General features: G+C 72.7%; 26 protein-coding genes. 3 read left to right on the top strand and 23 right to left on the bottom strand.

Features of this window, described 5'->3' with window-relative positions:
- Positions 1 to 10: 10 nt before the first annotated feature.
- The 23 genes from ACVHNB_RS40500 to ACVHNB_RS40390 all read right to left on the bottom strand — a co-directional run bounded on the left by ACVHNB_RS40500 (position 11) and on the right by ACVHNB_RS40390 (position 16219).
- On the bottom strand, positions 11 to 1489 hold the full coding sequence (locus tag ACVHNB_RS40500; RefSeq protein WP_456227107.1) for a phage portal protein: 1479 nt from the start codon (positions 1487 to 1489) through the stop codon (positions 11 to 13).
- A gap of 4 nt (positions 1490 to 1493) precedes the next feature.
- Positions 1494 to 2750, bottom strand: coding sequence for a PBSX family phage terminase large subunit (locus tag ACVHNB_RS40495; RefSeq protein ID WP_114528218.1), 1257 nt, complete (start codon positions 2748 to 2750; stop codon positions 1494 to 1496).
- A 6-nt stretch (positions 2751 to 2756) separates the two neighbouring features.
- Entirely contained in the window at positions 2757 to 3290 is a 534-nt protein-coding gene (locus ACVHNB_RS40490) for a helix-turn-helix domain-containing protein (protein WP_456227106.1), read from the bottom strand.
- A 250-nt stretch (positions 3291 to 3540) separates the two neighbouring features.
- Positions 3541 to 3978: a hypothetical protein gene (locus ACVHNB_RS40485; protein WP_456227105.1), complete on the bottom strand. Its 438-nt coding sequence runs from the start codon at positions 3976 to 3978 to the stop codon at positions 3541 to 3543.
- An 85-nt stretch (positions 3979 to 4063) separates the two neighbouring features.
- Positions 4064 to 4942, bottom strand: a complete 879-nt coding sequence (locus tag ACVHNB_RS40480; RefSeq protein WP_456227104.1) for a hypothetical protein — start codon at positions 4940 to 4942, stop codon at positions 4064 to 4066.
- A gap of 59 nt (positions 4943 to 5001) precedes the next feature.
- Positions 5002 to 6408: a hypothetical protein gene (locus tag ACVHNB_RS40475; RefSeq protein ID WP_456227103.1), complete on the bottom strand. Its 1407-nt coding sequence runs from the start codon at positions 6406 to 6408 to the stop codon at positions 5002 to 5004.
- 209 nt (positions 6409 to 6617) lie between these two features.
- Positions 6618 to 7445 carry a hypothetical protein gene (locus ACVHNB_RS40470; protein WP_386480349.1) on the bottom strand — a complete coding sequence of 276 codons (828 nt, stop codon included), beginning with the start codon at positions 7443 to 7445 and terminating at the stop codon, positions 6618 to 6620.
- Positions 7446 to 7464: 19 nt separating this feature from the next.
- Positions 7465 to 7731: a hypothetical protein gene (locus ACVHNB_RS40465; RefSeq protein ID WP_386480346.1), complete on the bottom strand. Its 267-nt coding sequence runs from the start codon at positions 7729 to 7731 to the stop codon at positions 7465 to 7467.
- Positions 7728 to 8627, bottom strand: a complete 900-nt coding sequence (locus ACVHNB_RS40460; RefSeq protein WP_386480343.1) for a hypothetical protein — start codon at positions 8625 to 8627, stop codon at positions 7728 to 7730. The genes ACVHNB_RS40465 and ACVHNB_RS40460 overlap by 4 nt, the downstream gene beginning before the upstream one ends.
- Positions 8624 to 8773, bottom strand: a complete 150-nt coding sequence (locus ACVHNB_RS40455) for a hypothetical protein (protein ID WP_386480341.1) — start codon at positions 8771 to 8773, stop codon at positions 8624 to 8626. The genes ACVHNB_RS40460 and ACVHNB_RS40455 overlap by 4 nt, the downstream gene beginning before the upstream one ends.
- The gene (locus ACVHNB_RS40450) at positions 8770 to 9438 is read right to left on the bottom strand and encodes a hypothetical protein (RefSeq protein ID WP_114528212.1); all 669 of its coding nucleotides are present in this window, start codon (positions 9436 to 9438) and stop codon (positions 8770 to 8772) included. Before ACVHNB_RS40450 ends, ACVHNB_RS40455 begins: the two co-directional genes overlap by 4 nt.
- Before the next feature lie 86 nt (positions 9439 to 9524).
- Entirely contained in the window at positions 9525 to 10031 is a 507-nt protein-coding gene (locus ACVHNB_RS40445; RefSeq protein WP_114528211.1) for a single-stranded DNA-binding protein, read from the bottom strand.
- Positions 10031 to 10552, bottom strand: coding sequence for an HNH endonuclease signature motif containing protein (locus tag ACVHNB_RS40440; protein WP_456227102.1), 522 nt, complete (start codon positions 10550 to 10552; stop codon positions 10031 to 10033). Before ACVHNB_RS40440 ends, ACVHNB_RS40445 begins: the two co-directional genes overlap by 1 nt.
- 131 nt (positions 10553 to 10683) lie before the next feature.
- A complete protein-coding gene (locus tag ACVHNB_RS40435; protein WP_456227101.1) occupies positions 10684 to 10845 on the bottom strand; it encodes a hypothetical protein in 162 nt (53 codons plus the stop codon).
- Complete coding sequence (locus ACVHNB_RS40430) at positions 10842 to 11402, bottom strand: hypothetical protein (protein ID WP_250748272.1); 561 nt, start codon at positions 11400 to 11402, stop codon at positions 10842 to 10844. Before ACVHNB_RS40430 ends, ACVHNB_RS40435 begins: the two co-directional genes overlap by 4 nt.
- Entirely contained in the window at positions 11399 to 12097 is a 699-nt protein-coding gene (locus tag ACVHNB_RS40425; RefSeq protein ID WP_031017743.1) for a zinc finger domain-containing protein, read from the bottom strand. The genes ACVHNB_RS40430 and ACVHNB_RS40425 overlap by 4 nt, the downstream gene beginning before the upstream one ends.
- Complete coding sequence (locus ACVHNB_RS40420) at positions 12094 to 12465, bottom strand: hypothetical protein (RefSeq protein WP_456227100.1); 372 nt, start codon at positions 12463 to 12465, stop codon at positions 12094 to 12096. The genes ACVHNB_RS40425 and ACVHNB_RS40420 overlap by 4 nt, the downstream gene beginning before the upstream one ends.
- Before the next feature lie 594 nt (positions 12466 to 13059).
- Positions 13060 to 13302, bottom strand: coding sequence for an aromatic ring-opening dioxygenase LigA (locus ACVHNB_RS40415; protein ID WP_114528207.1), 243 nt, complete (start codon positions 13300 to 13302; stop codon positions 13060 to 13062).
- Positions 13299 to 13955, bottom strand: a complete 657-nt coding sequence (locus tag ACVHNB_RS40410) for a hypothetical protein (RefSeq protein ID WP_114528206.1) — start codon at positions 13953 to 13955, stop codon at positions 13299 to 13301. The genes ACVHNB_RS40415 and ACVHNB_RS40410 overlap by 4 nt, the downstream gene beginning before the upstream one ends.
- Entirely contained in the window at positions 13952 to 15208 is a 1257-nt protein-coding gene (locus ACVHNB_RS40405) for a recombinase RecT (RefSeq protein WP_114528205.1), read from the bottom strand. The genes ACVHNB_RS40410 and ACVHNB_RS40405 overlap by 4 nt, the downstream gene beginning before the upstream one ends.
- Positions 15205 to 15585 (bottom strand): hypothetical protein, encoded by a 381-nt coding sequence (locus ACVHNB_RS40400; RefSeq protein ID WP_114528204.1) that lies wholly within the window; start codon positions 15583 to 15585, stop codon positions 15205 to 15207. The genes ACVHNB_RS40405 and ACVHNB_RS40400 overlap by 4 nt, the downstream gene beginning before the upstream one ends.
- The gene (locus tag ACVHNB_RS40395; RefSeq protein WP_250748282.1) at positions 15582 to 15956 is read right to left on the bottom strand and encodes a hypothetical protein; all 375 of its coding nucleotides are present in this window, start codon (positions 15954 to 15956) and stop codon (positions 15582 to 15584) included. Before ACVHNB_RS40395 ends, ACVHNB_RS40400 begins: the two co-directional genes overlap by 4 nt.
- Positions 15957 to 16024: 68 nt before the next feature.
- Entirely contained in the window at positions 16025 to 16219 is a 195-nt protein-coding gene (locus tag ACVHNB_RS40390; protein WP_181849202.1) for a hypothetical protein, read from the bottom strand.
- A 465-nt stretch (positions 16220 to 16684) separates the two neighbouring features.
- Between ACVHNB_RS40390 and ACVHNB_RS40385 the strand changes: the two genes are divergently transcribed.
- Genes ACVHNB_RS40385 through ACVHNB_RS40375 form a run of 3 tightly spaced genes read left to right on the top strand, consistent with a single transcriptional unit; the run spans position 16685 to position 19247 of the window.
- Entirely contained in the window at positions 16685 to 17137 is a 453-nt protein-coding gene (locus ACVHNB_RS40385) for a helix-turn-helix domain-containing protein (protein WP_114528202.1), read from the top strand.
- A gap of 32 nt (positions 17138 to 17169) precedes the next feature.
- Positions 17170 to 17520, top strand: a complete 351-nt coding sequence (locus tag ACVHNB_RS40380) for a hypothetical protein (protein WP_181849200.1) — start codon at positions 17170 to 17172, stop codon at positions 17518 to 17520.
- Positions 17517 to 19247 carry a recombinase family protein gene (locus ACVHNB_RS40375; RefSeq protein WP_181849199.1) on the top strand — a complete coding sequence of 577 codons (1731 nt, stop codon included), beginning with the start codon at positions 17517 to 17519 and terminating at the stop codon, positions 19245 to 19247. Before ACVHNB_RS40380 ends, ACVHNB_RS40375 begins: the two co-directional genes overlap by 4 nt.
- Positions 19248 to 19310: the final 63 nt, after the last annotated feature.

Here is a 19310-nt window from a genome sequence, read left to right as displayed (position 1 = left end):
CCCTCGTCGTCTACGCGGCGAGCGGGTACGTGTCGCCGGGGTCCGGGGCGGCGGTGCCGGTCTCCCGAAGGATCGCGGCGGCCTCGGCGGCGACCTCCGTGTCGTTCCATTCCGGGTGCAGGATCTTGACCCGGGTGGCTGTCGACACGGCCTGTGCGCGGTTGAGCAGGTCGAGCGTTGTCGCGGTGTCGATGGGCGACTCGGCGACTCCGTCGGGGAACTCGACCCGGGGGCGCTCCGCGGGTGCTCCGCTACCGAAGTGCGCGACGTCGAGTTCGAGCAGGGCGAACAGGGCGTCGGACATGCCCTGTTTCCAGTGGCCGGCCTTCTTCCTGCGCGTAATCGTGCTCTTGTCGTCGTCGCTGTCGACCTCGGTCGCGGTCCGGGCGGCGCCTCCGTCCTGGTCGAGGCCGAACGACCGTGCCGCGTAGCCGGCCGACTGGGCGGCCTGCCTGGTCAGTGCCTCGGCCGTGCGCTGGTGCTCCTCGACCCTGATCTCGAACTGACTCAAGGTGATGCCGCCGTTTTCCGTCGGCGGCATGTTGAGCTGCGCGTATACCTCGGCGTCCTCGTCGAACGACGCTCCGCGGCCGGGCCCGTTGCTCCGTAGGTATCCGTCGGGAACGATCAGGCGCGCGCGGGCGAGGCGAATGTCGCGCATCCAACTCGTCCACACCTCGTCGAGGCTGTCGAGCTGGTCATAGATCGGGGCGGCGTAGTCGCTGCGCCCGATCGGCGACCCGCGGTGCAACCGGTTCGGGGTCATGTTCGGCACGTACGCGGCGGTGAGTCGTCGGATACCGGTCGTGGTCGACTCGCCGTCCTGCTCGATGCTGCCGACCAGGGCGGCCGTGTCGGGGTGTTCGGTGAGCGGGACGCGCCGGCCGATGTTGTCGCCGCTGCCCTGGTAGAGCGCGTGGGCGATCCGGCCGGGCTCGTGCCGCTCGACGTGGCGCCATACGGCCTGTGTCGTGCTGCCGGACAGTTCCCGCCAGAAGTTCACCGCGGCGAGCATCCCGAAACGCCACTCGGGGATGGCGTTGTCGGGCTGTACGGCGGTGAGTAGCGGCCGGTCGACCAACTCGCGGTCCCACGTGGCGCGGAGGTAGACCCCGGACAGGGCGGCGCACTGCTCGGCGGCCGACAAAAGCATCTGCTGTGTGTGCCCGTCGGCGAGCAATTGGTCGAGGCGGGTCTGTGTCCGGGCGTCCTCGACGACGACGCGCGGCATGTCCGCGAACAGCATGTCGGCGCTGGTCTGCGCGATGTCGCCGGCGAGGGGGACGTGTAGGCGGGTGTCCCGGCCGGGACGGTGCGCGCTGCTGCGGCGGGCCCACAGACGGCGGCGCGGTGTCTTCGTCTCGCGGCCGTAGATCCGGGCGAGGCGGCCCCGGTCACCGGAGTACCACGCGTCGTCGACGGCTATCCGGTCGTAGTACGCGGCCCACTCGGGCGGCGGCCACGCTGCGCCGTTCTCGGGCAGTGCCATGGGGTCACCTCCTGGTGGTGTCGGGTGGGCGCGCGGTGAGCAGGTGGCGCCACTCGTGCGAGGTGGAGTGGACGGCGTACCGCAGTGCGTCGCAGGAGTGATCGTTGATCTTCAAGGGGGCGTCCTCGCCCCTCTCGGTCGCCTTGGCGTCCCATGCGTAACCGGGGAGTTCGCCGAGCAGGCCGTCGCACGACCGGTGTACGTACAGGCGGCCGGCGGCGAGCAGGGCGGCAACGCTGCGGATTCCGTCGGCGACCGTGTTGTCGGCGCGGGCGAGGCCCGGGTGTCCGTCCTGCCATAGCTGGGTGGAAAACGACTTCGCCGAGGGGTCAACGAACGTCCACTCGGGCTCGACGCCCTGGTCGGCGAGCCACGCCCGGACGGCGGCGCTGTACTGGGCGTCGGTCATGGACCGGTGGGCGGTGCGCGAGTCGAATCGCCACTCGGCGCACACGTACAGGCGGTCGTCGACGCCGAGGCCGAGCAAGATCGCCGAGAAAGGGTTCGTCGTGCCGTAGTCGATCCCGACCCAATGGCGACGGATCGCGGGCACTTCGTCGACGACGTGCCGGTCTTCGTCCCACTCGCTGTAGATCGCGCCCTCGGCGACAACCCACGCGCCGTCGATCATGCGCCGGCGCCATAGGCCGGTGTACTCCGCGGCGAGCGATGCGACGTACTCGGCCGACAAGCTGGGGTTGTCGGCGAGCTTGAAATGCCATGCCCGCATGTCGAGTTCGGCGATCCGGTCGAGGTAACCGACCTTGAGCCAATGCCTCGGACTGTCCGGGTTGGTCGTGGCGTACAGGCGGGCGCCCGGGACGCTCAACCGGGCGAGTAGCTGGGTCCAAAACCCCTCGGGGAGTAGCGTCGCCTCGTCGACGTAAGCGAGCTGGGCGGTAAGGCCACGTAGGCGGCCCTCGGCCCGTGCGTCGGCGGCGCCGATCAAATGGACCGTACGGCCGAGGATCGTCGCCGTCGTGGCGCCCCTGGTGTGCACGACGTGCCGGGCGAGGGGCCCGAACAACGCGTGATCCTGTAGGGGCTCCAGAACGTTGCGTTCGATCGTCTGGAGGCTGCGCCCGACGATGATGATCAGTCCGGACGGCCCCGCGGTGGCGACGGCGATCACGAAAGCGAGCAGGCTCGCAATGGTCTTGCCGGACCGGACCGACCCATGCCACAGGTTGATACGGGCGGTCGCCTCTCCGATGCTGCGGAGTTGCTTACGGGACAGGGGCAGACGGTCGAGGTCGAGCACGACGGCTCACCCCCCGGCGTTGCCCCCGTCGTCGTCGAGGGCCTGGTCGTCGTTGGCGGCCTGTGTCAGGGCCTCGCCGAGGGCGCCCAACATGCTGCGCACCTGCTCGGCGTTCTCTCCGCCCTCGGCCGGGGCGAGGCGTAGCGAGGTGCCGACGGCGGTCTGTACCGACGCGACGATCGCCCGTTGATCGCCGAACCGGGGTTGCGGTAGATGGGTCTCGTGCCACTCGCCCTCGCGGCCGGCGAACTCGCCGTGCGTGGTCGGTTCCCAGAGTTGACCGAGCAGGCGCTCGGCGGCGGCCTGTAGGTCGAGGGCGAGGCCGGCGCGGCGCGAGGCGAGGTCGGCGGTACGGACGCGGGTTGCGGCCTCGACCTGCTCGGCGCGGTCGAACGACAGGGGCGGGTCGAGGTTGGCGGCGATCTTCGAGACGGTCGACGGGGAGCGTTTCAGCGTGCGGGCGATTGCGTTGCGGGTCTTGCCCGCGGCGTGTAGCTCGCGAACGCTGCGGCGGTCGTCGTCGTCGATGGGGCGGGCCATCGGCGGTCGCACCTCCTCGCCGGACATGCGAACGCCCCGCCGGGGGTGGGCCGACGGGGCGTTCGGGTTGTCGGCGCCCCCGGGGGCGGTGGTCGCTCGCGGGGGCGCGGTCTGGGGAGTTCCGGGCACGCCGGAGACGGCCCCAACATTAGGTCACAGATTGATAACGGCGCAAGTCCGTTCGAGGGCGCGCGCGCCTACGCGGGGGTGCGTCCGGTCGCGCGCTGTCGGACGGCCCCCGCGCGCTGTCCTACGGGCGTCGGACGGGCACGCCCGGGAACGGTCCGGAGCGTGCCACCTGGGGCCCGCGGCCGGGGGTCGGTGCCCACGGGCGTGCGACCGGTGCGGCCGGGCGTCCGACGGGGGGCGCCGACGGCTGCCGACGGGCGTCATACGCGCTGGTCGGGGCCGGTGCGGGCGTCGGACGGGGCGGCAACAATGTGGGGTCCTGCTGGAGCTGGTAGGCGAGCAGGGTCGGCGCGGTGCCCTCGGCGACGACGCCCTCGGCCCATGCGGTCCGGTACATGTCGGCAAGCTGTCGGACGGCCCGTCGCACGGCGTCGGACAGGTTGACGTCGGTACGCATGACGACGGCGAGGTCGGCGGCGAGCTGGTCGTCGACGCGGATCGACGGACGGGTGCCCGGCTTGGGCGGGGCGGTCTTCTGGTTACGCTTCTCGGTAGCCATCGGGTTGGGTCGCTCCTTCTGCGGTGGTCAGGGCCCGCCCATACGGTCTGTGAGGGACCGGGCGGGCCCGCTTGTGTGTGCGGGCCTAGTGGCGGGTGCGGTCGACGGTGTGCGCGGCGTCGGCGTCGTCGCCCTCGTCGCCCTCCCACAGGAAAATGCGGGCGCGGCCCGTGCGGGCGCCGCTCTCGTCGATCAGGCGGTTCGCCTCGGCCGGCAGGTTGTTGGGGTCGAGTTCTTCCTCGCCGACCTCGCGGTCGGTCCACTCGCCCTCGGCGCCCATCACGTCGACGCGAAACGTGTACCGGGTGAGCGGAACGGCGGCGGCGCGCTCCTTCTCCTGCCGGATGAACTGGGCGACCCTGCTCGACGTGTAGCCGGTCGCCTGGGCGATCTCGTCGGGGCTCTTGCCACCCTGGCGGGCGACGTACGCAATCCGCGGCATGGCCTCGGTAACGGCGGTCCATGCGCCCCGCATGATCCGGACGTCGGACAGGGTGAACGTGTCGGCGATCTCCTCGATCAGGTCGTCGTACGCCTGCCCGCCAACATCGGGGCGCATGACGGTGCGGTGATCGCGGGCGAGGTTGACCAGGGCGGCGCGGCTGAGCACATCGGCCGATCCGTCGGCGGCGGCGCTCTCGCCCCGGGGGCGGCCGGCGCGGTCGGCGGTGTAGTTGTCGACCAGGTCGACAACGGCCCGCAGCATGCCGGCTTGCAACGCCGGCACCTGCTCTACGGCTTCGACCAGGTGCTCGCGGAACTCGGCGAGGGGCGGCTCGGCGCGGGCGGCGCGGACGGCGCGGCTGATTTCGCCGGACGTCCACCCCTTGGCGGCGGCCATGCCCTCGACGGCGGCTTCTTGCCCGGCCGGTGTCGTCGGGAACTTCGACGCGTCGGCGCGGGTGTACTCGGCGACCGTGGGTTCGACGCCCTGCTCGTCGTCGTGCGGCTGTTCGTTGCTCATCTCGGGTTCCTCTGTCGGTACGGGGCCCGCCCTCGGGCGAGGGCGGGCCGGTCGGGTGGCTACGGGCGGAACAAGGCTCCCTGCTCGGTGTCCTGCTCGACGTCGAACAGGGCCTCGCCGGTCGGCTGCTCGCCGATCCATTCGCCCTGCCACGTGCCCTCGGTGGCCTCGGCCTCGGTGACCAGGGCGGCGGCCGTGCGCATCTCGTCGGCGATCAGGTCGTCGGGGTCGAGGGTGGCGAACTCCGGGCAGATGGTCGGCGCGGTGCGGGGCGCGGCGGGGGCGAGGCGCACGTCGGGGAAGTGGTGCGGGGTGCGGGTGTCGCGGTCGCACTGGTCGCCGTGCAGCGTGCAGCGCACGGGCTCGACGTCGGCGGCCTCGGCGGCGAGGTGGGCGTCGTACAGGGTCACGGCCTGCTCGACGGTCTCGACCGCGGCCTCGACCTGCTCGGCGTGCTCGACGGCGTCGACGGCGTGCGCGGTGCGGGCGAACTCCTCGACGGCCTCGGCGACGGCCTGGTCGAGGCGGGCCTCGGCCTCGTCGTCCCAGCGGTTCAGAAGTGCCATGACGTCGGGGACGTACAGGGCGGGGCGCATACCGAGGGCGGGGAACATGATGTGCACCTCGCGTTCGCCGTGGCGGATGTGGGCGGCGACGGCGGCCCGGACGCGGGCGACGGCGTCGGCGGTGGTGTGCCCGCTGTAGGCGAGGGCGTGCAGGTCCTCGCGGGCGAGGATCGCCTCGGGGCTGCCCTCGACGACGCGGACGCGGAGGGCTCCGGCCTGGGGCATCTCGCGGACGACCTGACGGACGGCGGCGACGGCGAGTTCGTAGGCGTTCGCCCCGCGGGCGTCGGCGAGGTGCTGGCGACGCTCGGCGCGCTCCTCGGCGGCCTGGGCGGCGTCGCTGCTCGACGGGCGCCGAATCCACGTCCACGGGTCAACCAGCGTGCCGGCGGCCGGCGTCGACTGCTCGGCCGGGGTCGCGGCCTGCTCGGTGTCGGCCTGCTCGACGGTCTCGGCGAGGTCGACCGCGGCGGCGGCGAGCGGCGAGGCGGCGGCGAGGGCGCGGGCGTATGCGCGCTTCTCGGCGGCCTTGATGCACGGGGCGCACAGCAGGTCGTGACGCTTGTCGGGGCCGTCGGTGTACTCGGTGACCTCGCGCCCGCACAGGGTGTCGTCGTTGTTCGAGTAGTGCACGCGGCGGCCGGTGCCAACCAGGCAGTACCGGACGCCGGCGCGCTCGGCGAGGGTCGGGCCGTCGAGGTCGCGGTCGGCGACGACCTGCTCGGCCTCGACGCGGTCGCGCTGCTCGCCCTTGGCGCACTGCTGGCACACGCCGGTCACGTCGGCCTCTGTGACGGGCTGCGCCTGCACGGTGCGCCCGCAGTAGCTCGCGGACGTGCCGGGGCGGCGGTAGTGGCCGGCGCCGCGGCTGCGGGGGTTGGCGGGTCGGTACAGGTCCATGGGGTCGCTCCCTTGGTTCGTGTCGGTGCCGGGTGAGGGCCGGCGGTCCTGCCGGGGTGAGGACCCGTCAGGAATGCCAACACTAACCGTTGCTGTAGTCGTTGCAGCAACCATTACAGCAACCGTTACAGAACCGTGATTGGGACGGTTCGGGGACGGCATGCGAACACCCCCGGGCGCGTATCCCGGGGGTGTGGGGGTGCTGCGCCCTATGCGGCCGGGGCGGTGCGCCTCGACTCCAGCGCGGTCAGCAGGCCGACCAGGGCGGGCCCCCGCCACGCCCGGCGGCCTCGCTCGGCCTCGACCGGTGCCGGGCACGACGGGCCGGTCGAGCAGGTCGCCACGGCCTGTCGCGGGTCGCCCCCGCCGTTGTGCACGGTGATGCGGCCGGCGCGGCAGAACGGGCACGACTCGTCGAGCGTGATCGTCCGGACGGTGCGGCCGAGGGCACCCTCGACGCGGCGGCGCGCGGTCCGGGCGACCTCGGCGATCTGGTCGACCAGGGTTGCGGGCGTGGGGGCGAACAGGTCGCGGTCGGCCTGGTCGTCGAGGGCGCGGCCCTCCAACCAGACGGCGGCCCAATGGAGGCCGAACACGCGCGATCCGGTCGAGGCGATCGTCGTCGGGCCCGCGTCGCGGTACGTGGGCAGGCTCCACAAGCGCGGGTCGCTCGGGTCGCTGCCGAGGGTCCAACGGCCGTGCCGGTCGCGGGCGGGGAGCTGCACGCGCTCGGCGACGGTGTCGCACATCTCGAACACGTCCTCTTCGACCGCGAGGGCGGCGTCGAGGGCGCGGAGATCGGCCGGCGCGGGGTGCTCACGGAGGATGAGCGGCAGACGGCCGACGGCGGCCTCGGCGAGCGCCTGGTCGTCGTCGGCGCGGTCGTTGGCGGCGAGCTGGTCGAGGAATCCGCGGCGCTCGTACGGCATCCACTCGGCGGCGCGCGGCGGCTCGGCTATCGCGGCGAGCAGGTCGCCCCACGACTCGCGCACGGCGGCGAGGTCGTCGGCGGCGCGCTGGCCGGGGGTGATCGTCATGTGCGGTTGCTCCTGGTGCTCAGTGCTGACGGCGGCGGGGCGGCGGGCCGTAAGGGCTCTGCCATGCGGGGCGGTCGCGGCGGGCGGGGCGCGGCGGGGCGAGGGCGTAGTCGTCCCTGCTCGCCGTACGTGCGGCCTCGGCGAGCTGGGCGAAAGCCTGGGCGGCGGCCCGGATAGCGGGGGCGACGGCCTCGGCCCACGCCCTGAGCGCGGTGCGCACCTCCTCGACGGCGGCGCGCACCTGCTCGGGGTCGACGGTCGGTGGGGTCGGGGGTGGGGTGGTCATGTCTGCTGCGCCTGGTCGAGGACGTGCCGCACGTGGTCGGCGAGGTCGTGCCGGCCGTTGGCGTACGCGAGGTCGGTCGGTAGGCCGAGGCGCGGCCGGGGCTCGTCGGGCAGTGCGGCCCGGACGGCGACGACCTGCTCGCGGTAGTGGTCGACGGTGCGTTGCATGGTGGCGCCGAGGCGGCGGGCGCGCTCCTCGACGGTGGCGAGGGCGACATCGTGCTCGCGCTTCTGCTCGGCGAGGCGGGCCGTCGTCGAGTCGGCGGCGTCGAGGAACTGGGCGCGTATGGCGGTGTCGGGGTCGAGGGCGCGGCGGTCGTTGTCGAGGGCCTGCTCGATGCGGTCGGCGTAGATCGCTGCTGCGCCCTGGGGTGAGCCGGCGCGCATCCGTTGGGCGAGGACGCGCACGCGGGACACGGCGTCGAGGGCGGCGCCCTGCTTGGCCTTCCATCGGCGGGCGCGGTCGTCGGCGGTCCGGTGCTCGACGGGGTCGGCGTCGATGGCGGCCCATACGGCGGGGGCCGGTACGGCGGCGTGACGGCCGACCAGGGCGACGACGCGGGCGACGGCTGCGGCCTGCTCGCCGGCGACGCGCTTCGCCTCCGCGGCGCGCTCCTCGGCCTGGTCGCGGTCGCGTTCTGCCTCGACGATGGCGGCCTCGGCGGCGGCGAGCTGGGCGCGGGCGCGTTCGAGGGCCTGTGTCGTGCCGGCCATGGCGCGGCGGGTCTCGTCGGCGAGGTGCTGCTCGGTGCGCACGTGCTCGGCGAGTAGGGCGCCCTCGGCGGTGGACAGGACGCCACGGTGTGCGCGGGCGAGCAGGACGTCGACGACGGCCCGCCGGTCGGCGCGGTCGCGGTCGCGTCCCTTGGGTGCGCGCTGCTGGGTGCGGGGGCTCATGCGGGCGGCTGCTCCTGGTCGTCGTGCTGGGGGTGGTGTACGCGGCCGGGCTCGCCGGACAGGGCCCACACGATCAGGCGGGCCGAGGCGGCGAGCAGGACGACGGCGACGGCGAGGTTCGCCGCGGTGGCGACGGCCGGGGTCACTGGCCGGCCTGCTCGTTCGCTGCGCCCTCGGCGAGGGCCTGCTCGTCGGCGAGGCGGTCGGCGTACGTCCGGATGGTGCGGCGGGCGCTGCTGTACCCGGTGAGCACTCCGCGGGTTGAGCGGTTGAGTCCCCATCGGGTGTGGGTCTCGGTGCGCTCGGCCTCGACCAGGGCGGCGAGCTGCTGGGCGTGCGCGGCGAGGATGATGCGGGCGGCGCCGAGGGCCTGCTCGGGGGTGCGCGGCGCGGTGGTGTCGAGCAGGACGTCGCGGAGCGTGGCGAGCACCTGGTCGCGCTCGTCGGCGTTGAACGCGAGGGCGTCGCGTACGTCGCCCGGGGTGAGCGGCGCCGGCTGCTCGGCGGCCTGCTCCTCGTCGGCCATGCTCGCGGCGACGTAGCCGAGCAGGGCGTCGAGGCCGGCCGGTCGCGGGGTCTCGGACGGCGAGGCGGGGGCGTCATGGACGGGGCACGGGCGGCCGGTTATGAGCGCGGTCTCGCACTGGCCGGCCGGGCTGTCGAGGCCGTCGGCGAGCTGTCGCAGTACGGACGCGGCGACCGGGCGCGGGAGGTTGCACGACACCTCCGCGGGGCCGTGGTTCGGGACGGCGACGATCAGACGATGGGTGTCGAGCGAGGCGACGGCGACGGAATCGGGGATGCGGGTCATGCTGGGTTCGCTCCTGTGTCAGTGGTGGGTGGTAGACGCGCGCACGCCCGCGCATGGGGCGGCCCGCGACCGGTCGCGGCGAGGGCCTAGAACGGCGGCTCGTCGGTGTATCCCTGGCGGGGCTGCTGGGTGCTCCACTGGTCGGCCTGGGGCGCTCCGTAACCCTGCTGGGGGGCCTGCTGGCCGTATCCCTGGCCGTATCCCTGGGGGCGCTGCTGCTGGCCGTTCTGCTGGCCGTTCTTGGCGACCTGGGCGGTCGCGTTCTTGAGTGCGGGGCCGACGTCCTCGGCCTGTACCTCGTACGACGACTTGCGCTCGCCGTCCTTCTCGTACTGGCGCTGTCCGAGGCGGCCGACGACGATCACGCGGTCGCCGCGCTTGATGGACTCGGCGACGTTCTCGGCCTGCTGGCGCCACACGCTGACGGACAGAAACAGGGTGTCGCCGTCTTTCCACTCGTTCGTGACGCGGTCGAACGTGCGGGGCGTCGAGGCGATCCGGAAGTTCGCCACGGCGGCGCCGGCGGGGGTGAATCGCAATTCGGGGTCGGCGACGACGTTTCCGACGACGGTGATCGGGGTCTCTCCAGCCATTACGCGGCGGTCCTCTCGGGGGTGGTGCGGGTGGGAAGGGTGGCGACGGGGGCGAGCTGGGGCTCGCGGGCGCGGCGGGCGCGGTCGCGGGCGCACGCGCGGCACTTGCGCATCCCGTTGGGGTGCGACGGGGGGTAGCTCACGCGGACGTTGGTCGGGTCGGTGAGGTCGTGGCCGTTCACGCACTTCGTGCGGCGGGCGTTGATCGCCGAGGGGCCGGTCGAGCGGAGCACGTTGGTTCGGTGGTCGACGGGGTCGAGGTGGTCGTCGGCGACGCATCGGCGGACGCTGCACGTGTGGTCGAGTTCGAGGCCGGCGGGTATGGGTCCGCGCTTCTGCTCGTACGACCAGCGGTGGGCGGGGACGACTCGGCCGTCGGTCCAGAAGCGGCCGTATCCGTCGCGGTCGAGGCTGCCCTCGGGCCACAACAGGCACGGGGTGTCGGGGGTGTTGGGGCCGTCGGGGGTGGTCCCGGGGGTCGTCTTGGCGGCGAAGCGCTCGGCGGCTGTGGGCCGGCTCATGGACGTACCTCCGCGGGATGTAGGGCGACGACTGGACGTGCTTTCTCGGATGGCTCAAACCATCCATGGATGGAAGATACAGCACGGGGGCGGCCCTTGTTCGATCGGTTTCGCCCCCGTGTGCTGCGGCGTCAGGCTGCGTGCGGCTCGGGCTGTTCGAGCGGGGCGAGCGTCCACCCCTGGTGGCGTAGCTCCGTGGCGATCCGCTCGACGACGTCGGCCGGCTGCTCGACGTGGTCGCGCTGGGCGTCCTCGACGGCGGCCCGGACGACGGCGAGGGCGGCCGGGGTCATCGCTGCGCCCCGGTGATGTGCCGGGCGCGCTGCCGGTTCTCGGGCCGGACGATCGCGGGCGGCGACATGAGGGTGCGGGCGTCGCGGTGCGCCTCGGCGGCGAGGCGACGGCGACGGGCGCCGGCCTCGGCCTGCTCGCGGGCGGCCTGCTCGGCGGCGCGGCGGTCGGCCTCGGCGCGGGCGCTCATCCATGCGAGCCACGTGCGGTGTCGGTCGTCGGCGTCCGGCCGGTACGCGGGCGGGGCCGGCGGGTGCCCGGCGGTGGCGAGCTGCTGCTCGGCGTCGCGCTCGGCGAGCAGGGCGGCGCCGTCGACTTCGCGCACGGTGCGCCACCGGTCCCACCCCTCGTGTTCCTGGAAGATCACGTACGCGCCCTTGTCGGCGAGGTCGGCCACCTTGCGGCGGGCCTGCCTCTTGTCCGACGTCCGGATGACGACCGGTGCGTCGGGGCGGTGGTCCCAACTCGCCTCGACGCGCCACGACGTGACGTTCTTCGTCCGGTCGCCGGTCGCGGCCTTGCGGCGGTGGGTGCGGGCCTGCTTCGGGGTCGGGCTCATGCTGCGGTCTCCTGCTCCTGGCGGCGGGCCTGGTGGGCGGTGGCGCGGTCGAGGCGGGTCGGGTGGGGCTTGGCGCGGACCTGGCGGCGGGCGTTGCGGCACGGCTCGCCGACGGGGGCGAGGCAGTGCTCGTAGACGCACGACACGTCGAGGGGGTCGGGGCGGCCCTCGACGGCGGCGCGCTCGCGTTCGGTTCGGCGCGGCCGGTGCTCGGCAAGTACCTGCTTGACGCTGCGGGGCATGTACTCGCCGAGGGCGGCGAGGCGGCGCTCGACCTCGGCGGCGGCCGGGCCCGCGGTGATGGCGCGGAGCGTGACGGGTGCGATCCGGCCCGCGGCGACGGCCTCGCGCTCGCGGCGCAGTGCGGCGACATACGCGTCGCCGGTCTCGTCGTCCGGGTCGATCTCCGGGTGCGCGGTGGGCTCGAACGTGCCCACGTGCCGGCCTATCTGGTCGGCCTTGTGGGTGTGCCACGGGCGGGACACGTCCGACGGCTGGATGCGGTACGGGTTGCGGGCGATGTAGTCGCGGGCGACGCGGGCGGCGTCCCACCCGTGCGCCTGGGCGGGAACGTCGCTGAGCAGGTCGCACCACTGGGCGAGGCGTTCGGCGGCGGCGGCCTGGTCGTCGAGGGCGAGGCGCGGGTCGAGCTTGACGACGTAGGCGATCAGGGCGGCAACTTCACGGGGGGTCACGGCTGGGCCTCCATGGCGGCGAGGGCTTCGGCGAGGTAGTCGGCGGACTGGGCGACGCGTCCGCGGGGCTGGGCGCGGTCGAGGGGGATCACGTTCGAGGCGTGGGCGGCCGGGGCGGCGGCCGGGACGGTGCCGGGCGCGGGGGCGGGCGGTAGCGACTGCCACGCCCGCAGGAAGTAGCGGGCGTGCGATACGCCCTTGCGGTTGCGGGCGGCGGCCTGCACTGCGGCGGTGGCGAGCATGTCGAGGCCGGAACGTTTCACCAGGGCGTCGACGATGAACCACTCGGCCGGGGCGAGGTTCCACGCGACCAGGACGCCGGCGGCGGTGATCTGGTCGACCAGGGGGCGGGCGAACTCGGGGATCACTGCGACCGCGTCGCGTGCACGCTCGCTCCCTCCTTCACTCAATCCCTCTATGGGTGGGTGATGGGGGCCGAAATCCGGTCCCCAAAGGGGCCGAGATTCGGCCCGGTAAGGGGTCTCCGGCGTATCTGCGAGGGGACCGGACTCCGGCCCGGTAAAGGGGCCGAGATCCGGCCCGGTAGCCGGTAGGGGGCCGGATTCCGGCCCGGGGGTCTCCGGGGCTATGGGGCCGGATTCCGGCCCGGTAGCGCGTGCGGTCCGGCGGTACCCGACGGCTCCGGGGAGCTTGTACCGGGTCGCGCGGCTGCCCTTGGCGGGCTCGTCCTCGACCAGTTCGCCACTGGCGAGGGCGGCGTCGACGGCGGCGCGCGCGGTCGAGCGGGACGCGGCGAGCCGGCGCATGAACTCGGCCGTACCCATGCGCGCGGTGGCCTCGGGGCCGGTCGCGGCGTCGGCGACGGCGAGTAGGACTAGGCGGGCGTTCCCGCGCGCCTTCGCGCGGGTCCACACCCAATCCATGGCGTCGAGGGTCACGGGGTGGCGCTCCTGTCGTGCTGGGGGCCCGGGGGCGAGGGCGGCCTCGCCCCCGGGGGCCGGTCAAGGCGAGGGAGTGAAATACGGGCGGGTCTTGCTCGGCTGGTGCTCCTCGCACCGGTGGCCGCACGGGTAGAACCGAACGGGCCGGGCGCCGCACTGGGGGTTCCCGTGGCCGCACGCGGGCGGCGGCTTGTCCTCGCCGGCCGGGACCTCGACGGCGAGCTGACCGGGCACGTTCTCGGGCGGCGGCTCGTCGAGGCGGCGACGCATGGCGGCGAGGCTCGCGGCGGTCGCCCGGGTCACTGCTCGGGCTCCTCGGCCGGCGCCGTGGCCGCGGCCGTCGGCGCGGCCGGGGCGAGGGCGGGCAGGAACTCGACCAGGACGCCCGCACGCCACGCGGCGGCGACCAGGTCGCGCCCACTCGTCGGCTGCGCCTTACTCCCCCGGGTGTAGGTGAGGCGGTGCGAGGCGGCCCTCGACGGCCTCAACTCGACGCCGGGCACGTCGTGCACGACACCGGACGTCCCGTCGACGAACTGGGAGGTACCGGCCGCGGTCGCCTCGGCGAGCACCTTGCCGGCAAATCCGGGGCGCACGCTGGTGAGCACCTGGGCGGGCACGAACTCGACGACGTGCTCGGTCGGGTAGTTGTCCCGGACCCACCCGCGAAACGCCTCGGCGTCGACGACCTGGGCCTCGCGCTCGCCCCCCGAACGGGACGACGAACCGACCTTCGTCCCGTCGGGCAACAGGGCGTCGACCTGAGTCGTCCCGCCGGCCTTGTGCGACTTGTCGAGCAGGTCGTCGGCGGCCTTCTTGGCGTCCTTGTACGCGCTCTTGACCTCGTCGAGCAGGGCGCCGAGGACGGCCTGTCGGGTCACGGCGTCGCGGACGACGACGGGGTCGGGCGCGGTCGGCTTGGCTTCGGCCTGCTCGGTCTGGGGCTGCTCGGTCACTGGGCGCCCCCGTTCTCGATCATGGCGCGGAACGCGTCGAGGGCGGCGGCCGGGGCGTGCTCGATCGGCAAGCCGTGCACGCGCTCGAACGCCTCGTCGAGGTTGGCGAGCTGGGCGCGGCTCGCGGCGAGCCTGAGCCGGTTCTCGGCCTCGGCGGCGGCCTGCTCGGCGTTGGCGACGCCGGCCGGTATGGCGGCCTCGGCGGCGACCGCGTCGGATACCGAGTGCGGCGCCGGTCCGGCCGGGGTGCCCTGCTCCTCGGGCGCCTGGCGCTCCTCGTTCCCCCCGGCCTGCTGCTTGGCGCCCGGCTTGGTGGCGCCGATGGCGGCGAGGCGTGCGAGGTGGTCGGGGTGAACGCCCCGGGCCTGGGCGGCGGCGTGCAGCTCGCGGACGGGGCCGACGGCCTCGGCGGCGTGCGCGTCGCGGAGTTCGCCGAGGCACACCATGTAGTCCGCGGGGGCGCCGTTCGCTTCGGCGTCGGCGAGGATCGCGGCGAGCTGGTCGGCGTCGGCCGTCTCGGCGGCCTCGGCGAGGTAGTCGCGCGTCGGCGCGGTCGCGGCCGGGGGGCCGTTCGGCGTCGACTGCACGACGGTCGCCGTCTGCTGCATGGGCGGGGCGTCGGTCCGCTCGACGGCGACCGGGTTTCCCTCCTGGTCGACGACGGCGCCCAACTCCTCGGGCGTGTAGATCGCCCCGTGCAGCACTTCGGGGCACGCGATACGCACGGCCTCGGCGATGCATCGGGCCCGCAGCATGGCGCGCGGGAACTTCTCCCACGGGGTGGGGTCGCCGTGCTTGTCGCGGGCGTACGGGCGGTCGTTCTTGAGCGTGCACAGACCAGCGGTCACGGCGTCGTCGAGGGTCCACTCGACGACCGTTTCGTCGTCGGTGTCGTCGTGCCGCTGGATCGACACAACGCACCGGGTGCGCTCGGACTTGATCCGCACGCGGTGCCCGGCGGAGCGGGCGCGGCCGAGCATGAGGTCGGCGGACTGGCACGGCTTGCCCTTGATCACGTGAATCGTCGTGATGGTGGTGACGACGTCGAGGCCGAGGGCGCGGCCGTACTCCAGTGCCCATAGAACGGATGCGGGGTTCTTGCGGTAGACGTCGGGCAGTAGAGGCGTGTTGGCCAGGGACTCGCAGAACTGCCACGCCTCGTAAGGGCTCATCTGGGAGAGGGACAGGGCGCCCCCGCGGGCGGGCGCGACCGCGACCGGGGCGTGAGCGGTGGGCAGGGTGGTGACGGTCACGGGTGGGTCTTCCTGTTCTGTGCGGGGGTGTGGCGGATACGGCCGGCGAGCCTGGTGATCCGGCCGGCGAGGGTGATCGCCGAGTCGGGGTCGAGCAGGTCGTCGAGGTCGGCGGCGATCGGCGCCTCGGCGGCCAGGGCCTCGCGGCTTCCGTCCGCGGCGGCGGCCCTCATGGCGCGCTCGTACTCGGGCATGTCGTGCGCATAGATCGCGTGGTCGAGGGCACGCACGTTGTCGCCGTGGTGGGTGAGCAGGGCGCCGACGGTGTCGGGGTCCTCGGCGTACGCGAGGGCGAGGTCGTCGAGGATGGACTCGGCGCGGGCGGCGATCGGCAGGCGGACGGCGAGGCCGTCGGCGCTGAGCTGGGGGCGGATCACTGGTGCAGCTCCTCGGGCAGGGTCGGCGCGTCGAGGGCGAGGTCGCCGGCCGCGACGTCGTAGGCGTGCGCGCGGGTCCAGTCGGCGGCGGGGAACGCCCGGCGGAGCAGGCCGCGGGCGGCGCGGTGCGCGGCGCGGTCGGCCTTGAGCGGCAGGCCGAGGGCGTCGTCGAGGCTGACCCACGTTGCGATGCGCGGTTCGCCGTCGCGGTCGGTGGTCACGGGGACGATCCGCACGCGGGCGGTGCCGGGGGCGATCTGGTCGAGCTGTCGGGCGATCACGCCCGTGAGGGCGAGGCGCTTGCGGGCGGCGAGGGCGCCGGCGACGGCCTCGGCGGCGCGGGGGGCGGCGGTAGGCTGGGTGGTGTTCACGATCGGTACCTCTCGGGGTTCGGTCGGGCGGGGCCGTCCGGGTCGCTTCCGGGCGGCCCTCGCGCGTTTCAGGCGGCGGCGCGGTGCTCGACGGCGGGCGCCTGCTCGGCGCGCTGCTGCCGTTCGAGGCGGCGCAAGATGAGTTCGGCCTCGGGGTCGAGGCGGCCGGCGGCGCGGTCGCTGTCGCGGCGGTCGCGGGCGGCGTCGAGGACCCGGCGGGCGTTGGCGAACGCCTGGTCGCGGGAGATCACGGGGCCGGTCATGCGGCGGCTCGCTTGATCAGTTGACCAGCGGTAACGCCGTAGTGCTCCTCAACTGCCGCGGCAATGGCGGCACTTGGGGCGGTGTGTCCGTTCCACAGGCGCCATGCGGTATTACGTGCAACCTTCAACCGTCTTGCGGTGTCTGACGGGTTGCGGTCGCCTGCTGCTTGGGCGGCTGTGACCAGAGTGGCGCGGTCGTACATAGCGGCATCGTCCTTCCGTGGATGGTTTGTTCTATCCACGGATGGAACGTTAGCACGACGTACGGGCGTTCGACGTGGCATATGCGAGCGGACTTGGGAGTTCCGAACTCTGTTGACACGTGGCATATGCGCGGCAACAATCGGTCACCTGTTCGACTGCATGGCGGCAGCTCAGGGGGGTGGACTGTGCCAAACGTGCTTATTTCGGGCGGCTTCAAACGATCATGTGGTAGTAGCGCCCCACGCGCGGTATGTTCCATCCATGGATCGAACGAATCCCCCACGGAAGAACGACCGGGCCACGCCCGCGGAGTTCGCAGACTGGCTGAGAGACCAACTCGAACGCCGCGGCTACGACCTACGACCTAGGGGCGGCGGGCAAACGCGCTTCGCCGCCGACTCGGGTATCGGGCAAGCGTCCATCAGCCGCATGTTGCGCGGTCAAGGCGCCCCGGAAACGCGCGTCCTGGAAGCGCTCTCCGAAACCCTCGACCTCCCGCTCGCCGAGGTCCTGGTCGCCGCCGGCATCCTCACCCGCGACGTCCTGCTCGCCATCCGGCAGCAAACCCCCCGCACCGACCCACTGACACCCGAGGCAGCAGCCAACGAACTGGGGATCACCGACCCCCAAGGCGTCGAACTGTTCGTCTCCTTCACAGAAACCCTGCGCAAGCAGCGAGCCGCAAACGGCGGGGATCACGCCGCCGAGAACTAACGCACGGAGGCACAGCAGTGACGCACCGGTACATGCCCGTTTTCGCAGTCGCCCTGCTCATGGCGGGACTGTCCTTCGGCGTCCTCGGACTACTCGGCAACAACGACGACTTGTGGCGAGCCGGGCTGTTCCTCGTGCTCACCGCCGTACCCCTGCTCATCATCCGCACCGTGCACAACTCGCAACGCGTCTCGGCCGACCAGCTCACCAACGCCGACAACGCCGGCTACATGCGCGCCCTCGACCACGTCGCGCGCGGCCTGCTCGACGTACCCCCCGCACCGCGCCGCGGTGGCAACCGGGACCGCGACGAGCAGGTCGCGGGCAACGTGATCACACTGCGCCCGCACAACACCCACCAATCCGAACGGAAGGCACTGTGACAACAGCGCAGATACCTGCCACGTTCAAACGTACGAAGCTGGCTCCGTACGTCGGATACATCCGGGTCTCGACCTGGAAAGAGGAGAAGATCAGTCCGGAGATCCAGCGCGCGGCCATCCTCGAATGGGCCAAGCGCCACGGAGCCGAGATCACCGAATGGATCGAAGACCTCGACACAACCGGCCGCAACTTCAAGCGCAAGATCATGCGGGCAATCGAGATCGTCGAGAAGGGGAAAGAGAAGGGCATCGCCGTATGGCGATACTCGCGCTTCGGACGCGACCGCGCCGGCAACGCGATTAACCTCGCGCGCGTCGAATCCATCGGCGGACAGTTGGTCAGTGCGACCGAACCGGTCGACGCCACGACCGCTATCGGTCGGTTCCAACGCGGCATGATCCTTGAGTTCGCAGCGTTCGAAAGCGACCGCATCGGCGAGGCATGGAGCGAAACGCACCAGCACCGCCGGGCACAGGGACTCCCGGCCACCGGGCGCCCCCGATTCGGGTACATCTGGCACCGCCGATGGGATGCCCGAACCGAGAAGCTGCAAGACGAGAAGTACGAGCCTCACCCCGAGGTCGGCCCGATCGTCGCCGAGCTGTATCGCATGTACACGCACCCCACGAAGCCGAAGGGGTTCGCCTCGCTTTGCGGGTGGCTCAACAACAGCGGGCACCGCACCACCCGCGGCACCCTGTGGACGACGCAGACCCTCACCCGCTACATGGACGGCGGATTCCCCGCCGGTCTGCTCCGCATCCATGACGACGACTGCAAGTGCAACGGAAGGAGGACCAACGGCAGTTGCCCGAACTACTTCTTCGCACAGGGCGCACACGAGGAACTGATCGACTACGACCTGTGGCAGAAGTACCGCGCCAGGCGCACGGAGGTCCAGAACACCCCGCCACGGGCCCGGAACGCCATCTACGAACTGACGGGCATCGTCCGTCATGACGCGTGCCGCGGCGGTACCAGCATGACCACCAACAGGTGGAGGAACGCCGCCGGTGAGGTGATCAACCTCAACGGTCACGCCTACCGCTGTTCGCAGCGTGCAGCGTCCGGCGGCACCAAGTGCGAAGGCATCTGGATTCAGCGCGTCCCCGTCGAGAAGGAGGTCGAGAAGTGGCTCATGCGCGAGGCGGCGCCGGGCGTCGACACCGCGCCGCCGACCGAGAAGGACGAGCCGAAAGTCGACGAGCGGGCCCTCGCCAAGCTCGCCCGCGCCAAGCTCACGGCGGAGTACGAGACGGCCGAGGCCGCCCTCACTCGCCTGATCATGGACCAGGCCGAGCACCCCGAGAAGTACCCGGCGGGGGCGTTCGAGCGGGCGCGCGACACCTACGTGCAGCGTCAGGAGCGGATCAAGCGCGAGCTTGAGAAGCAGGCCGACGTAGCCGAGGCGCCGCGACGCTCAGATTTCGACCGGCTGGTCGTGAGCATCGCGGCCGAGTGGAAGACGTTCAACACGTCCGAGCGGAACGCCATGATCAAGCAACTGGTACGGCGCGTCGTGCTGTCCCGTAAGAAGGACGAGAACGGCGAACCGATCCCGGGTGGCGAGGGCGTTGCGGTGACGGTGCACCCCCTGTGGGAGCCGGACCCGTGGGAGCGGGCCCGTATCTGTCGAGGGCCGTTCGGGACCGCTACGGCCGGCCTGTGGCTGTCCGCCGAACTCTGGACACGTCCAGACACCTGGGAACAGATTCCCCCGAGGTAGTGACATACCGCGTGGTATGCCCCGAGAATCGCGGACAGGCGCTACCGCCGCGTAACTCAATGG

This window comes from Streptomyces sp. YJ-C3 (assembly GCF_053891275.1).
The sequence above is the reverse complement of the archived record's forward strand: the minus strand, read 5'-3'. Positions and strand labels throughout refer to the sequence as shown.

Coding starts and splice junctions, on each gene's coding strand:
- ACVHNB_RS40500 (WP_456227107.1), bottom strand. CDS start 1,489: ATGGCACTGCCCGAGAACGGCGCAGCGTGGCCGCCGCCCGAGTGGGCC.
- ACVHNB_RS40390 (WP_181849202.1), bottom strand. CDS start 16,219: ATGACCGGCCCCGTGATCTCCCGCGACCAGGCGTTCGCCAACGCCCGC.
- ACVHNB_RS40485 (WP_456227105.1), bottom strand. CDS start 3,978: ATGGCTACCGAGAAGCGTAACCAGAAGACCGCCCCGCCCAAGCCGGGC.
- ACVHNB_RS40490 (WP_456227106.1), bottom strand. CDS start 3,290: ATGGCCCGCCCCATCGACGACGACGACCGCCGCAGCGTTCGCGAGCTA.
- ACVHNB_RS40435 (WP_456227101.1), bottom strand. CDS start 10,845: ATGACCCCGGCCGCCCTCGCCGTCGTCCGGGCCGCCGTCGAGGACGCC.
- ACVHNB_RS40385 (WP_114528202.1), top strand. CDS start 16,685: ATGGATCGAACGAATCCCCCACGGAAGAACGACCGGGCCACGCCCGCG.
- ACVHNB_RS40470 (WP_386480349.1), bottom strand. CDS start 7,445: ATGACGATCACCCCCGGCCAGCGCGCCGCCGACGACCTCGCCGCCGTG.
- ACVHNB_RS40440 (WP_456227102.1), bottom strand. CDS start 10,552: ATGAGCCGGCCCACAGCCGCCGAGCGCTTCGCCGCCAAGACGACCCCC.
- ACVHNB_RS40480 (WP_456227104.1), bottom strand. CDS start 4,942: ATGAGCAACGAACAGCCGCACGACGACGAGCAGGGCGTCGAACCCACG.
- ACVHNB_RS40380 (WP_181849200.1), top strand. CDS start 17,170: ATGCCCGTTTTCGCAGTCGCCCTGCTCATGGCGGGACTGTCCTTCGGC.
- ACVHNB_RS40460 (WP_386480343.1), bottom strand. CDS start 8,627: ATGAGCCCCCGCACCCAGCAGCGCGCACCCAAGGGACGCGACCGCGAC.
- ACVHNB_RS40475 (WP_456227103.1), bottom strand. CDS start 6,408: ATGGACCTGTACCGACCCGCCAACCCCCGCAGCCGCGGCGCCGGCCAC.
- ACVHNB_RS40445 (WP_114528211.1), bottom strand. CDS start 10,031: ATGGCTGGAGAGACCCCGATCACCGTCGTCGGAAACGTCGTCGCCGAC.
- ACVHNB_RS40450 (WP_114528212.1), bottom strand. CDS start 9,438: ATGACCCGCATCCCCGATTCCGTCGCCGTCGCCTCGCTCGACACCCAT.
- ACVHNB_RS40430 (WP_250748272.1), bottom strand. CDS start 11,402: ATGAGCCCGACCCCGAAGCAGGCCCGCACCCACCGCCGCAAGGCCGCG.
- ACVHNB_RS40465 (WP_386480346.1), bottom strand. CDS start 7,731: ATGACCACCCCACCCCCGACCCCACCGACCGTCGACCCCGAGCAGGTG.